Annotated in this window: 12 protein-coding genes; 8 read left to right on the forward strand and 4 right to left on the reverse strand. The window is 66.7% G+C overall.

From position 1 onward, the window contains the following. Positions 1-78: 78 nt before the first annotated feature. Positions 79-675 carry a nitroreductase family protein gene (locus E5A74_RS15490; RefSeq protein ID WP_135986537.1) on the forward strand — a complete coding sequence of 199 codons (597 nt, stop codon included), beginning with the start codon at positions 79-81 and terminating at the stop codon, positions 673-675. 18 nt (positions 676-693) lie between these two features. Then, a complete protein-coding gene (locus E5A74_RS15495) occupies positions 694-1,050 on the forward strand; it encodes a GntR family transcriptional regulator (RefSeq protein WP_135986538.1) in 357 nt (118 codons plus the stop codon). 130 nt (positions 1,051-1,180) lie between these two features. On the opposite strand, the gene E5A74_RS15500 is transcribed toward E5A74_RS15495, so the two are convergent. Next, positions 1,181-2,389, reverse strand: a complete 1,209-nt coding sequence (locus E5A74_RS15500; protein WP_135986539.1) for an LL-diaminopimelate aminotransferase — start codon at positions 2,387-2,389, stop codon at positions 1,181-1,183. Between the two features lie 130 nt (positions 2,390-2,519). Between E5A74_RS15500 and E5A74_RS15505 the strand changes: the two genes are divergently transcribed. The 3 genes from E5A74_RS15505 (at position 2,520) to clpS (ending at position 5,640) form a co-directional block, all read left to right on the forward strand. Then, entirely contained in the window at positions 2,520-4,247 is a 1,728-nt protein-coding gene (locus tag E5A74_RS15505; RefSeq protein WP_135986540.1) for a PHA/PHB synthase family protein, read from the forward strand. Positions 4,248-4,361: 114 nt separating this feature from the next. Beyond that, positions 4,362-5,132, forward strand: a complete 771-nt coding sequence (locus tag E5A74_RS15510) for a phasin family protein (protein ID WP_135986541.1) — start codon at positions 4,362-4,364, stop codon at positions 5,130-5,132. A 175-nt stretch (positions 5,133-5,307) separates the two neighbouring features. Continuing rightward, positions 5,308-5,640, forward strand: coding sequence for an ATP-dependent Clp protease adapter ClpS (gene clpS, locus E5A74_RS15515; RefSeq protein WP_135986710.1), 333 nt, complete (start codon positions 5,308-5,310; stop codon positions 5,638-5,640). Positions 5,641-5,707: 67 nt separating this feature from the next. On the opposite strand, the gene E5A74_RS15520 is transcribed toward clpS, so the two are convergent. Beyond that, the gene (locus E5A74_RS15520; RefSeq protein ID WP_166745635.1) at positions 5,708-6,445 is read right to left on the reverse strand and encodes a Crp/Fnr family transcriptional regulator; all 738 of its coding nucleotides are present in this window, start codon (positions 6,443-6,445) and stop codon (positions 5,708-5,710) included. Positions 6,446-6,568: 123 nt separating this feature from the next. Here E5A74_RS15520 and murA point away from each other — a divergent pair, with 123 nt between their 5' ends. The 3 genes from murA to E5A74_RS15535 all read left to right on the forward strand — a co-directional run bounded on the left by murA (position 6,569) and on the right by E5A74_RS15535 (position 9,163). Further along, on the forward strand, positions 6,569-7,852 hold the full coding sequence (gene murA, locus E5A74_RS15525; RefSeq protein ID WP_135986542.1) for a UDP-N-acetylglucosamine 1-carboxyvinyltransferase: 1,284 nt from the start codon (positions 6,569-6,571) through the stop codon (positions 7,850-7,852). 16 nt (positions 7,853-7,868) lie between these two features. Next, positions 7,869-8,741: an alpha/beta hydrolase gene (locus E5A74_RS15530; protein WP_166745634.1), complete on the forward strand. Its 873-nt coding sequence runs from the start codon at positions 7,869-7,871 to the stop codon at positions 8,739-8,741. A gap of 191 nt (positions 8,742-8,932) precedes the next feature. Beyond that, positions 8,933-9,163 carry a hypothetical protein gene (locus tag E5A74_RS15535; RefSeq protein ID WP_135986544.1) on the forward strand — a complete coding sequence of 77 codons (231 nt, stop codon included), beginning with the start codon at positions 8,933-8,935 and terminating at the stop codon, positions 9,161-9,163. A 43-nt stretch (positions 9,164-9,206) separates the two neighbouring features. Here the strand turns inward: E5A74_RS15535 and E5A74_RS15540 are convergent, their stop codons facing one another. Next, positions 9,207-11,531: a GH92 family glycosyl hydrolase gene (locus E5A74_RS15540; RefSeq protein WP_135986545.1), complete on the reverse strand. Its 2,325-nt coding sequence runs from the start codon at positions 11,529-11,531 to the stop codon at positions 9,207-9,209. Between the two features lie 202 nt (positions 11,532-11,733). Beyond that, positions 11,734-14,253, reverse strand: coding sequence for a glycoside hydrolase family 9 protein (locus E5A74_RS15545; RefSeq protein ID WP_240699839.1), 2,520 nt, complete (start codon positions 14,251-14,253; stop codon positions 11,734-11,736). Positions 14,254-14,303 lie beyond the last annotated feature (50 nt).

A 14,303-nucleotide genomic window follows, 5' to 3' on the forward strand; every position in this document is an offset into this window, starting at 1 on the left:
GCACGCCGCGCGCAACGTCGATCGCCCACGCGCGCGTCGCCATTTGCGGCGGCGCAGGTGGCACCCTAGATGCGCGCCATGTTCAACGATCGCTCCACGCCCCTCGCCTTTCTCCAGACCCGCCGTTCGGGCAAGCCGCGCGACATGGTCGCGCCGGGACCGACCCCCGCGCAACTCCACGACATGGCCGCGATCGCGGCGCGGACGCCCGATCACGGCAAGCTCGCGCCGTGGCGCTTCGTCATCGTCCCCGACGAAGCGCGCCAGGCGCTGGCGCAGCGGCTGGTCGAGATCCAGCGGGTCGAGAAGGCCGATTGCACCGCGCGCGACGAAGAGGCGACGATGCAGTTCGTCCTGCAGGCGCCGGCATTGGTGGTGGTGCTCTCGGCGCCGGTGATCCCGCACAAGATCGCGCTCTGGGAGCAGGAGCTGTCGGCCGGTGCGGCGTGCATGAACCTGCTCCATGCGGTGCACGCTATGGGTTTCGTCGGCGGCTGGCTGACCGGCTGGGCGGCCTATTCGGACGCGGTTCGCGACCTGTTCGGCCCGCCGCCGCAGCGGATCGCCGGCTTCGTCTTCATCGGCTCGCCGGGGCGCGATCTCGAGGAACGGCCGCGCGGCGAACTGTCCGAAATCGTACACGAATGGAATCCGGGGTATGGACCCGCGCGCTAATTGGTGTATTATAGCACCATGACAGCGCTCGAGCACGATGACTCACCCGTATATCTGAAGCTTCGTGCGAGCATTGCTGCAGCGATATTGCGCGGCGAGTATCGGGCGGGCGATCAGCTCCCCTCGGTTCGCGCGCTCGCCGCCGAGCACGGCGCCAACCCGCTGACCGTCGCCAAGGCGTATCAGAGCTTCCAGGACGAGGATTATGTCGAGGTCCGTCGCGGCGTCGGCATGTTCGTGCTGCCGGGCGCGGTTGAACGCCTGCGCGTCGCCGAGCGCGAGCGCTTCCTGACCGGTCATTGGCCGCGGGTGCGCGAGCATATCGCGCTGCTCGGGCTCGACGTGAACGAGCTGCTCGACCGCGAGATCGCCTAGCCCATTATCCGTCATTCCGGCTTTGGGCCGGGATCCACTGGGCCGCGCTCGAGAAGCCTGAGGCTCCAGCTTCTCGTTCGGACGCGTAGTGAACCCCGGCACAAGGCCGGGGTGACGGGTGGGGACGACGTCAGCCGGCCTTCGCGCTCGGCGTGTTGACCCCCATCGACTGAAGATACTTACGCACGTTGCGCGCCGCCTGACGCAGGCGCTGCTCGTTCTCGACCATCGCGATGCGGACAAAGCCCTCGCCATTCTCGCCGTAACCGACCCCCGGCGCGACCGCGACCTTGGCATGGGTGAGCAGCTGCTTCGAGAATTCGAGGCTGCCGAGATGCGCCAGCGCTGGCGGCAGCGGCGCCCAGGCGAACATCGACGCGGGCGGCGAGGGGATGTCCCAGCCGGCCCGGCCGAAGCTCTCGACCAGCACGTCGCGGCGCTTGTGATAGAGTTGGCGGTTCTTCTCGACGATGTCCTGCGGTCCGTTGATCGCCGCGCACGCAGCCGCCTGTACCGGCGTGAAGGCCCCGTAATCGAGGTATGACTTCACGCGAGTCATCGCCGCGATAAGCTCCTTGTTGCCCACTGCGAAACCGATCCGCCAACCCGCCATCGAATAGGTCTTCGAGAGGGAAGTGAATTCGATCGCGACGTCCTTGGCGCCCTTGACCTGCAGGATCGAGACGGTCGGATTGCCGTCATAATAGAGCTCGGAATAAGCGAGGTCGGATATGATCCAGACCCGATTCTCCTTCGCCCACGCAACGAGCCGCTCGTAAAAGGCGAGGTCGACGGTCTCGGCGGTCGGGTTCGACGGATAGTTGACGACGAGGATCGACGGGCGCGGCACGGTGAAGTTCATCGCGCGCTCGAGGCTCTCGAAATAATGCTCGTCGGGCGTGGTCGGCACCGCGCGGATCGTCGCCCCGGCGATGATGAAGCCGAAGGTGTGGATCGGGTAGCTCGGATTGGGCGCGAGGATCACGTCGCCCGGCGCGGTGATCGCGGTGGCGAGGCTGGCGAGCCCCTCCTTCGATCCCATCGTCACCACCACTTCGGTCTCGGGATCGACGTCGACGCCGAAGCGGCGGCCATAATAATTGGCTTGGGCGCGGCGCAGGCCCGGAATGCCCTTGGACTGCGAATAGCCGTGCGCGTCGGGCTTGCGCGCGACTTCGCAGAGCTTCTCGATGACATGGTCGGGCGGCGGCAGATCGGGATTGCCCATGCCGAGATCGATGATGTCCTCGCCCGCCGCGCGCGCCGCTGCCCGCATGCCGTTGACCTCGGCGATGACGTAAGGCGGCAAACGCTTGATGCGGTAGAACTCTTCGGACATTCCCACTTCTCTCTCGGGGTTGGGCGCTGCATTGCGCCGTGAAGCGTTCCTACGCGATTCCTGCGTGTCCGGGAATGACGTCTTGGCTTGGCGCCGCTAAAGGGGCCGTACGCGCGCTGGAGAGAAACGCATGGACGATAGCACGAGCTCGATCCCCAGCCCCAGCCTCGAGGACCTTCAGCACTGGACCTGGGTGCTCGGCCGCGCGCAGCAGATGATGCTCGAGCACGGCTTCGATGCGATGGTGAGCATGAACGCGGCGCCGATGATGGACCCGACCGGGGCGTTCCGCGCCGGGGCCGGCTTCTGGGCCGATACGATGCAGCTGTGGCAGCGCTTTCTCGATCCGGCCAACGCGACGCCGTTCGAGGAAACCCCCGAACAGGCGCGCGACAAGCGTTTCAAGGCGCCGCAATGGCGCGAGGAGCCGGTGTTCGATTTCCTCCGCCAGAGCTACTTCGTCATCGCCGACAATCTGCTGAAGGGCGTCGATGCGATCGAGGGTGTCGACCCGAAGCAGAAGGAGCAGATCCGCTTCGCGACGCGCGGTTTCATCGATGCGATCAGCCCGACCAACTTCCCCGCGACCAACCCGCAGGTGATCGAGAAGATCGTCGAGACCAAGGGCGAGAGCCTGCTCAAGGGCCTGCAGAACATGCTGGCGGACATCTCCAAGGGGCAGATGACGCAGACTGCCGAAGGCGCGTTCGAGCTCGGCAAGAATCTGGCGATGACTCCGGGCAAGGTGGTCAAGCGCACGCCGCTCTATGAGCTGATCCAGTATTCGCCGGTCACCGAGCAGGTCTATGCGACGCCGCTGATCATCTTCCCGCCCTGGATCAACCGCTTCTACATCCTCGATCTCACCCCGGAGAAGAGCTTCATCCGCTGGGCGGTCGAGCAGGGGCTGACCGTGTTCGTGGTGTCGTGGAAATCGGCCGATGCAGAAATGAAGGATGTCGTCTGGGACGATTATGTCGAGCGCGGCCAGATCGACGCGATCGACACGGTCCGCGATCTGCTCGGCGTCGAGAGCGTCCATGCGATCGGCTATTGCGTCGCGGGGACGACGCTCGCGGCGACGCTCGCGGTGCTGGCGGCGCGCGGCGAGAGCGCCAAGGTCAGGAGCGCGACCTTCTTCACCGCGCAGGTCGATTTCAGCGAGGCGGGCGATCTGACCATGTTCGTCGACGACGACCAGCTCGCGCTGATCAAGAGCCTTGGCGGCGAGGGCTTTCTCGACGGGCGCTACATGGCCGCGACCTTCAACCTGCTGCGCGGCCGCGATCTGATCTGGAACTATGTCACCAACAATTATCTGATGGGGCAGGATTATGTGCCGTTCGACTTGCTCCACTGGAACTCGGACGTCACCAACCTGCCGTCGAACTGGCATCTGAGCTATCTCACCGACCTGTATCGCGACAACAAGCTGGCGGTGCCCGGCGCGCTGACCATCGACGGTACGCCGATCGATCTCGGCAAGGTGACGACCCCCACCTATGTCCAGGCCGGCCGCGAGGATCATATCGCGCCCGCGGCGAGCGTCTGGAAGATCACCCACCACTTCAAGGGACCGCTCAAATTCGTGCTCGCCGGATCGGGGCATATCGCCGGGGTGGTCAATCCGCCGGCGGCGGGGAAATACCAATATTGGGTCAATGACGCGAAGGTCGAGACGCTCGCCGCGTTCATGGCGGGAGCCCGCGAGACCAAGGGCAGCTGGTGGCCCGACTGGATCGGCTGGATCGACGGTGTCGACGCCGCGAAAGTGGATGCAAAAGCTGCACGCGTGCCCGGCAAGGGCAAGCTCAAGGCACTGGAGGACGCGCCCGGCAGCTATGTGCGCACGCGCTGAATGTCTCGTTCCGTAGCGTAAACGAGATTTGTGCAGCGCACAAAATTCTTCTTGCAGCGCACGCAACTAGTCCCTATATGCTGCATTGCAGCAATAGTCAGGGGACCGAGTCACATGGCCACCAAGGGACCAAAGGCGCCGGCCAAGCCCGTCGCTTCGAAGCCTGCGGCGCGCGCCAGCAAGCCGGCCGCGCCCAAGGCAGTCGCTGTCGCAGCCAAGGCTGAGAAGAAGCCCGCGCCGGAAACCGTCATCGAAGCTGCCGCTCCGGTGAACGCCTCCGGACCGGATCCGGTCGTGGAAGTCGCGTCGCAGGAAGCAGTCGAAACCGTTCAAGCCGCGGCAGAGCCGGCCGAAGTCGCCGTCGCGGATATCGTCAACGCACCCGAGGCCGTCGCCGAGACCGTCGCGGAGCCCATCGTCAAGGAAACCATCACCATGGCTACCACTTTCGAGAACAACACCGCCGCCAACACCGCCAAGGCCCAGGCGCTGTTCGCCGACTGGAACGACCGCACCAAGGCCGCCGTCGAGAAGTCGACCAAGCTGGTCGAGGAAGCCAATGACTTCGCCAAGGGCAATCTCGAGGCAGTCGTCGAGTCGGGCCGCATCGCCGCCAAGGGCTTCGAAGCGCTGGGTCAGGACGCCGCCGAATATGGCCGCAAGTCGTTCGAGAGCGCGACCACCGCGCTGAAGACGCTCGCGACCGTCAAGTCGCCGACCGAATTCTTCAAGCTTCAGAGCGACTTCGTTCGCGGCGCGTTCGACGCCTATGTCGCCGAAGCCTCGAAGAACACCGAAGCCGTGATCAAGCTCGCCGGCGACGCCGCGCAGCCGATCTCGAACCGCTTCGCGGTTGCCGCCGAGAAGGTGAAGACCAACGCCTGAGCGTTTCGCGCTCCAGTAACTGCGTAACGGGGCGGCTGCCGAAAGGCGGCCGCCCTTTCGTTTTGGCGGGACGCGCCTCTTTTTGAAGATTAATGGCGCCGCTGCGGCCTTGCCTCGACTCCGGCGAACCCATATTTTCAGCAGGATGGCCGAAATCAGCAATTTCACGATCCGGATGGCCGAAGACGGCGATGACGATACCGGCACGCGCGATCCCGCAGTGGGGCTCGCGACGCGAACCCGCACCCGCACCAAGAAGCCCACGCCTTATCGCGTGCTGATGCTCAACGACGATTATACCCCGATGGAGTTCGTCGTGCTGTGCCTGCAGCGCTTCTTCCGCATGGACATGGAGGAAGCGACGCGGGTGATGCTCCACGTTCACCAGCGCGGTGTCGGCGTGTGCGGCGTGTTCAGCTACGAGGTCGCCGAGACCAAGGTGGCGCAGGTGATCGACTTCGCCCGGCAGAATCAGCACCCGCTCCAGTGCACGCTGGAGAAGGCGTAGGAACAGCTTTCCTCAGCCGGTCCACCCATGTGCTCCGGCCTGCGCCGGAGCACGGACCGCTGATCGCTCAGCTCCGCGGCTGCGGCAGCCAGCCTAGATCCAGCCCTTCGTACCGGTTCACGTAATTCGCCGCGCGCGCCAGCGCATGCTCGTCCTCGAGCGTGACGCGGCCCGAGCCGCGCGTGATCAGCCCGTCCTCGGCGAGCTGGCGGAGCATACGGTTGACGTGCACGGCCGTCAGCCCGGTCGCGTCGCCCACTTCCTCCTGCGTCAGTCCGAGCGCGAAGACGTTGGCGATGCTCCTGTCGGTGGCGCGCAACCGGTTGCGCAGCTCGAGCAGCAAGGCGGCGACGCGCGCCTTGGCGCTGGTCCGGCCGAGCGCCGCGAGCCGGTCGGTCAGCGCGACGCGCTCGATCTGCGAATAGACCAGCACCAGCGCCGAGAGCCGCGGATGCTCGCGCATGATCTCGGCCAGCGCGGCGCGATCGAACGGTGAGACGACGCAATCGGACAGTGCCGCCAACGTCTCGGGCGCCTCGCGATAGATCGCGCTCGACACGCCGAGCATGTCGCCGGGGAACAGGAAGCGCAGGATCTGCCGGCTGCCATCGTCGAGCAGCACATAGCTCATCATCAGCCCCTTGCGGAGGACGAAGAGCTCGTTGCACGCCTCGTTCTCGCGCAGCAACACCGCCCCGCGGCGCAGTGGCCGCTGGCGTTCCTCCAATTTTTCCAGAGCCGTCCGCTCGCCATCGGTCAGATCGACGAGCTCGCCCAGAATGTCCGCGAAACAACTACCCGACACGCTTTTGCATTCCCCCCGCGCACCGTGAAAGCAGTGCCGTGGAATCAATGCATTAAAGTCGATCAATCGAATTCACGGACTGCAGCGCTTGCGCGTGCGTGGCGAGCGGCTAGAAGCTCCGCCATGGACCGTATCCTCATCCGCGGCGGCAAGCGCCTTTCGGGCAAAATCGCCATTTCGGGCGCCAAGAACGCCGCGCTCACGCTGATGCCCTGCGCATTGCTGACCGATGAGCCGCTGACGCTCAGAAATCTGCCGCGCCTCGCCGATGTCGACAGTTTCGGCCATCTGCTCAACGAGCTCGGTGCCTCGACTGCGATCGAAGGCACCCGGCCCAATGATTTCGGCCGGGTGCTGACCACCCGCGCCGGCAAGCTGACCTCGACCGTCGCGCCCTATGACATCGTGCGCAAGATGCGCGCGTCGATCCTCGTGCTCGGCCCGCTGCTCGGCCGCGCCGGCGAGGCGACGGTGTCGCTCCCCGGCGGCTGCGCGATCGGCAACCGCCCGATCGACCTGCACCTCAAGGCGCTCCAGGCGATGGGCGCCGAGATCGACGTTGCTGCCGGTTATGTGAAGGCGAGCGCGCCGGGCGGGCGCCTAGCGGGTGGCCGCTTCAGCTTCCCGGTGGTGTCGGTCGGCGCGACCGAGAACGCGCTGATGGCGGCGGTAACGTGCAAGGGCACCACCGTGCTCGACAATGCCGCGCGCGAGCCCGAGATCGTCGATCTCTGCAATCTGCTCGTCGCGATGGGCGCGCAGATCAGCGGCATCGGCACCGAGCGTCTGGAGATCGAAGGCAAGGATCGCCTGCACGGCGCGACCTATGCGGTGATGCCCGACCGGATCGAGGCGGGCAGCTACGCCTGCGCCGCGGCGATCACCGGCGGCGATGTCGAGCTGGTCGGCGCCGCGGCGAACGACATGCGCGCGACGCTCGATGCGCTCACCCAGGCCGGCGTGACGGTCGAGGAGAAGAAGAGCGGGATCCGCATTGCGGCGGAGGGCTCGCTCAAGCCGCTCACCTTGTCGACTGCGCCGTTCCCGGGCTTCGCAACCGACATGCAGGCGCAATTCATGGCGATGCAGCTCGTTGCCGAGGGCGCCAGCGTGTTCACCGAGACGATCTTCGAGAACCGCTACATGCACGTGCCCGAGCTGGCGCGCATGGGCGCGCATATCGACGTGCGCGGGCGCACCGCAGTGGTGCATGGGCCGACCAGACTGGTCGGCGCACCGGTGATGGCAACCGATCTGCGCGCATCGATGAGCCTGATCATCGCCGGCCTCGTCGCCGAGGGCGAGACCCAGGTCAGCCGCGTCTATCATCTCGATCGCGGGTACGAGCGGCTCGAGGAGAAGCTCCAGGGCGTCGGCGCCGATATCGAGCGCGTCGGCGACGGCTGAGCCGGGAAACGCGGTATTGGGCCTGAGCGGCAAGATCGGCGCGGGCGTCGGCGCGGTGCTGCTGCTCGGTATCGCCGCAAGCTGGGGCGTCGGCTCGCTGCTCGTCCACGGCACGGCTTCGCCAGTGGCGCCACCGCAGGCGCCCGCGCACGAGGTTGGGCTTCGCGCGCGCGACGGCAGCGCGATTTCGGGAAGCTATTGGCCGGGCCGCACCGCGAATGCCCCCGCGATCCTGTTCCTCCACGGCGTCGGCGCCTCGCGTGAGCAGACGGCGCCTGTCGCCGCCTGGTTCGCCGCGCAGGGCTATGCCGCGCTGGCGATCGATCTGCGCGGTCATGGTCGTTCGGCGATCACCGATCACAGTTTCGGGCTCGACGAGGGGCTCGATGCGCGTGCCGCATTCGACTGGCTCAAGAAGCAGCAGCGCGGCGCGCGGGTCGGCGTGGTCGGCGTCTCGCTCGGTGGCGCGGCGACGTTGGTCGGGCGGGACGGGGCCGTGCCGGCGGATGCGCTGGTGCTGGTCGCGGTATTCTCCGACATTCGCCGCGCGATCTACAACCGCCTCGCCACGCAGTTGACCCCGGTGGGCGGCGCGATCGGCGAGCCCTTTCTCAGCCTGCAGTCGCTCCCCCGCTTCGGCGTCTGGCCTTCGCGCATCTCTCCGATCGCCGCGATCGCAGACTATCACGGCCCTGTGTTCGTCGTCGGCGGGGCAGAGGATCGGTTCACGCCGGGCGACGAAACGCGTGCGCTCTACGATGCTGCGCCGGGACCGAAATCCCTATGGCTCGTGCCAGGCCGCGATCATGCCCGCGTCACCAACATGCACGACGCCGAATGGTATCGCCGGCTCGCTGACTTCTTCCGCGCGACGATCGGTTCGCCGTAGCGCGCTATGCCCGTCGAAAATGGCGGGCGGCTGCAAGCGATAGCCGCGCCGGCGTGCCGCAACACCCGGCCCCCGGCCGGTGGCGCTGGCCCGACCCTTGGATTGGGGCGGCTCGTCGCGCGGTGGTGGACGATGCCGCCGAGCAGTGACAGCCTGTCCCGGGGAGGCCTTTGTAGTATGAAAGGCTTGCTATGCGTACACTCAAGCTCGTGGCGGCATCGGCGCTGACGTTCGGCGCGGCCTCGGTGCCCGTCGCTCAGGCATCGACATCGATGCTGTCGCTGCAACGCGCAGCGACCGCCGGCGAAAAATCGAGCGATCTCAACGGATCGGTGGCCATCATCCTCATCGCCACCGCCGCCATCATCGGAACGGCCATCTACGTTTCGACGAACGACGACGACGAACCCGACAGCCCCTGATCGCGTCCCCGGCCAAATGCCGGGGTGACGGCAGGGCGAGGCTCTAGCGGGCGGCGCTCGTCGAGAATGGGCGGGCCGCCTTGCCGGTTGCCCAGCTCCGGTTCGGCTTTGCCTGCATCGTGAAGCGCAGCTCGCCGCCCGCCGTCACCTCGTCATGGGTGATGTAGCTGCGCGCCAGCGGCTTGCCGTTGAGCGTGACCTTGCCGACATAGCGATTAGCGTCCGACAGGCCGTCGGTGACCACAGTGAAGCGCTTGCCGTTGGGCAGCGTCAGCGCGGCGCGGTTAACGAAGGGACGGCCGAGCACATATTGGTTCGATCCCGGCGCGACCGGGTAGAAGCCCAGCGCCGTGAACACGAGCCATGACGACATCTGGCCGAGATCGTCATTGCCCGACAGGCCCTCGGGGCCGGTCTTGTACTGGCTCTCGACGATCTGCTTGAGCCGCTCCTGCGTGCGCCACGGCTGGCCGGCGAAATTGTAGAGATAGGCGACGTGGTGGCTCGGCTCGTTGCCGTGGATATATTGGCCGATCAGCCCGGCAATGTCCTCGGCATGGCTGTAATCGAGCTTCGAATTGTCGAAGTCGAACATCGCGTCGAGCTTCTTGACCGCGGCTTTGTCGCCGCCGAGCAAGGCGAACATCGCCGCCTGGTCGTGCGGCACGAACCACGAATATTGCCAGGCGTTGCCCTCGGTATAGTCCGAGCCATAGTTGATCGCGGTGGGATCGAACGGCACGCGGAAGCTACCATCCGCCTTGCGGGCGCGGAGGAAGCCGGTCTTCGCGTCGAAGCTGTTGCGCCAGTTGCCGGCGCGTTTCTCGAACGCGGCGGCGACATCGTCCTTGCCCAGCGCGCGGGCCATGCGGGCGATCGTCCAGTCGTCATAGGCATATTCGACGGTCTTGGAGGCCGCCTCGGGCTCCTTGTCGATCGGCACGTAACCGAGCTTCATATAGTGATCGAGCCCGCCATAGGCGCCGTAGCTGGCACTCTTGACCATCGCGTCGAGCGCGGCGTTGGCGTCGAAGCCGCGCACGCCCTTCAGATACGCGTCGGCGATCACCGGGACGGCGTGATAGCCGATCATCGTCCATGTCTCGCGGCCGTGGAACTGCCAGACCGGCAGGATGCCGAACGGGCTCGCCTGCTGGCTGGCGATCAGCGACTGGACGAAGTCGGCGTTGCGCTGCTCGGGCTGGACGAGGAGCAGCAAGGGATGCTCGGCGCGGAACGTATCCCAGAGCGAGAAGGTCGAGTGGAAGGTGAAGCCTTCGGCCTTGTGAACCTGATCGTCGGGCCCGCGATAGCGGCCGTCGGCGTCGGAGAAGACGCTCGGCGCCATCAGCGCGTGATAGAGCGCGGTCTGCACCTTGGTCTTGATCGGTGCGGGCGCGTCGAGCTCGATCGCGCCGAGCGCCTGCTCCCAAGCGGCGCGGGTCTTGGCGCGGACCGTGTCGAAATTGCCGCGTTCGGTGTCGAGATTGGCGATCGCGCCGTCCTCGTCCACCGCCGAGATCGCGACCTTGAGCTCGAGCGGCCGATCGAGCTTGCCGAAGTCGAACCGGGCGACGAGCGCGCGACCTTCGAGCTGGTCGGCATCGTCGCGGCCGCGGCTCGGGCCCTGGAAGCCGCGATACTCGACCTTCTCCTCGCGGTTGAGAAAGCTGTGGCCGGTGAGCGGCGCCGAGGGACGCATCGCGAAGAACAGCTTGCGCGCCGGCGCCCAGCCGCGCGTCTCGCGCATGCCGGTGATCGTGCCGTCCGGGCGGATGCGGATCGACGACCAGAGCGTCTTGCCGGGGTAATTGTACAGGCTGGAGCGCAGGTCGAGGATCAGATGCGCGGGCGCACCGGTGGGGAAGGCATAGCGATGCACGCCGACGCGCGTACCCGCGGTCAGCTCGGCGCGGATCCCCGAATCGGCGAGCGTGACGCCGTAATAGCCGGGCTGCGCGGTCTCGCTGTCATGGCTGAAGCGCGAACGATAGCCCGAGCCTGGCTGCCTGGGGTCGCCGGGTTCGAGCAGCACTCTCTCGCCTGCCGCGGGCATGACGAGGAAGTCGCCGAGGTCCGAATGGCCGGCGCCCGAGAAATGGGTGTGCGAGAAGCCCTGGATCGTCGGATCGTCATGGCGATAGCCGGCGGCATGGCCATAGCATTCGCGGATCTTGCAGCCGGTGTCGGTGTCGGGGCTCAGCTGCACCATCCCGAACGGCGCGACCGCGCCGGGGAAGGTATGTCCCTCGCCGCCAGTGCCGATGAACGGATCGACGCTGTCATACGCGGTCTGGGCGAGAAGGGGGGCAGTGGTGAGCGAAAGGGCGGCGAGCGCGGCAAGCGCGCGGCGGAAGCGACTGGGCATGGGCGCGGGTTAAAGCATGGGAATGCGCTGCGTCCAACCGCTTCCGCACCTATCTGTCGCATAAGACGGCAATCCTCTCCCGGAGGGAGAGGGGAACCAGCGAAGCTGGTGGAGAGTTAGTCTCCGCGAGCGACGCTGCCGCCTTGTGGCGACTACCCCTCCGCCGCTTCGCGGTCCCCCCCTTCGGGGGAGGATTTAAGTTTCAGCGCTTCCCCAGATCGATCGCCGCTTGCACCAGCGCGATATAGCTCGGGCTCATGTTCACGACATATTCGTTCTCGCCCCAGAAGAACGGCCAGTTCTCGCTGTTCTCGGGGAAATCGGGCTTGAGGATCAGCGCGCCGGGGACCACGCCGCCGGCGATGAACGAGAAGTCGGCGCGGTTGCTGCCATAGGCGACTTCCTTCGAGCGCGTGCCCACTCCCGACACGAACGACAGATCCGATCCCGGGTGCGTGCCGTGGAGATAGTCGAGCGCGCGGAACACCTGGCTGCCGTCGCTCAGCGCCGGGAACGCCTTGTGGATGGCATAATCGGTGAGGCCGGACTGGATCACCGCGCCATTGCCCGCCCAGCCACCGGTGGTGATCGGCACGCCGTACGGATTGGCGCCGGTGAAGGGCGTGCTGCTCGCCTTGAGCTTACGCACTTCGGCCTCGGCCTTGGCGCGATACGCCCCGTCCATGAACGGCAGCGCCTGCAGCGCGGTCTGGGCATATTGCGGGAAGCGCGGCGCGATCTCGGGCCAGAGCGCGGTCACCCGCGCGGCATATTGCGGATCCTTCGTCGTCGCGAGCAGCTCGACTGCGGCGGTGAATTCCTCGCCGGGCAGCCAGCCGCCGGTGGTGTTGCCATGGCTGAAAGTGTTGGGCGCATGGCCATGCTCCTCGTCCCAGACGGCGCGCGCGCGCCGGAGCGCCTTGTCGGCGAGCGCGTCGTCATAGCCGCGCAACGCCCGGCTCGCCGCCGCCAGCGCCGCCGCCGAGCCATAGTTGAGCGCGCTCGATTTGCTGGTGAACACCCAGCGGTCGTCGGGGGTGCCGCTGCGATTGCCCTTGCGCTCGCCGAACTTGAGATCTGGATCGTAGAGCAGCCCGTCGGTCTTCGAGGCGGCGTCGCCCAGGTGCGTATATTGCGCGACATCGGGCTCGACCACGCCGTGCACCGCATAGCCGACCGCGTCGTACATCGAGGCGAGGTAGCGCACGCCATGCTCGATCTGCTGGAGCAGGTCGGGCTTGCCGTCGGGGACGTGCATCTCGACGCGGCGGAGGTCCTGATCGACGAGCGTCTGGTCGCGCGTCGGCTTATGCTCCTCCCAGATGCCGACCAGCGTGCGGACCACGGCATATTGGGTCTGGGTGCGGATGTCGAAATCGCCCGCGTCGAGCCAGCCGCCAACGTCGAGCCCGGGGATATGCTCGCCCGGCCTGAACCTCGTGTCGGTGGTCGGCCCTTGCCGATAGAGATCGATATGCTCGTGGTCGACCGGCGCCTGCCGCGCATCGTCGCGGTGGCTGTCGCCGTGCCAGACGCGATAGGCCTCGTTGACCAGCATATGGTCCATCTGGACGGGCAGATAGACGTCGAGGCCCGGATGCCACGCATCGGCATAGACGTCGTCGGCGATGCGGAAGCTGTGGGTGCGCTTGCCGCCATAGTCGAGCTGGTAGAGCCCCGGCTGGCGGACGGCGCTGAAGTCGAAGCTGAGATAATTGTAGCGCAGATATTTGCCCCATGCTCTGGGCACCGCGGAGAGCGCGGGGGTGGCCTTGCCGGTCGCATCGATGCGCAGCAGCCGCGCCGGGCCGGCGGGCCTGGCGTTGGCGTCGAGCTCGATCACCGCGACCTTGGCCTGCGCGGGCGTGTAGCCGAGCTGTGAATGGCCGATCACCGGCGCGCGGAGCCAGCCGGGCACGCTGTTGGGCGCCACGATCCATTCGATCACCCGGCCCGTCCGCTCCGACGGCAGCAGGCTGCGCACCACGAACCAGCCATTCTGCGCCTGGTTGCGCCCGTCGAAGAGCTGCAGCTCGCCCGTCGCCGCGCGCAGCGTGACGCGCCGCGTCGCGTCTTCGGGCGCGAGCACCAGCGTCTTGCCGGAGGCCATCGGGAGCGGCTCGGCGCCGGGGCCGAAATCGCGGCCGCTCGCCGCGTTGCGCGCGCCGCCCGCGATCATGTCGCCCGCGGGATAGATCGGGAAGGCGCCCGGCTTGCCGTCGGCGAGGAAGCTCTTGTGGAAATAGGCCGAGGGCAGGAATTCGAGATTGAGACCCGCCTTGCCGGCGAGCGTCGCGGGCAAAGGCTGGTCGAGGATCACGGCGATGTGCACGCCGTCCGCCTTGCGCTCGGCGCGGATGTGGTACTGGAACTTGTAGTCGGGATATTCGAGCAGCGCCTCGATCGCGCCGGTCTTCGCATCGACGTCGCGCTTCACCATTCGGCCGATCGGATCCCATTGCCCCGGCGTGGCGGAGAGGCGGACATCGCCATTGGTCGCGGTGCGCTCGCCTTGCTGGATGATCTCGACGCCGCTGATCTTCGCATCGGCGAACAGCCCGTCATACCAGTTGGAGAAGACGAGAAGGTTGACTCCGCGCGCTTCGAAATAGCCCGAATCGTTCAGCCGGAGATCGTCCTGCGCCACCGCGGCGCGGGGCAGCGCCGCCGCGCCCGCGAGAAGACCGATGCCCAGCAGCCGGCGTCCGATTTTGCCCTTCACGTCGCTCTCCTCTATGCCCGGGGTTGGCCCCGGCGCGGTATGAAGTTAGC

The sequence above is a fragment of the Sphingomonas naasensis genome, assembly GCF_004792695.1.
Classification (GTDB): domain Bacteria; phylum Pseudomonadota; class Alphaproteobacteria; order Sphingomonadales; family Sphingomonadaceae; genus Sphingomonas; species Sphingomonas naasensis.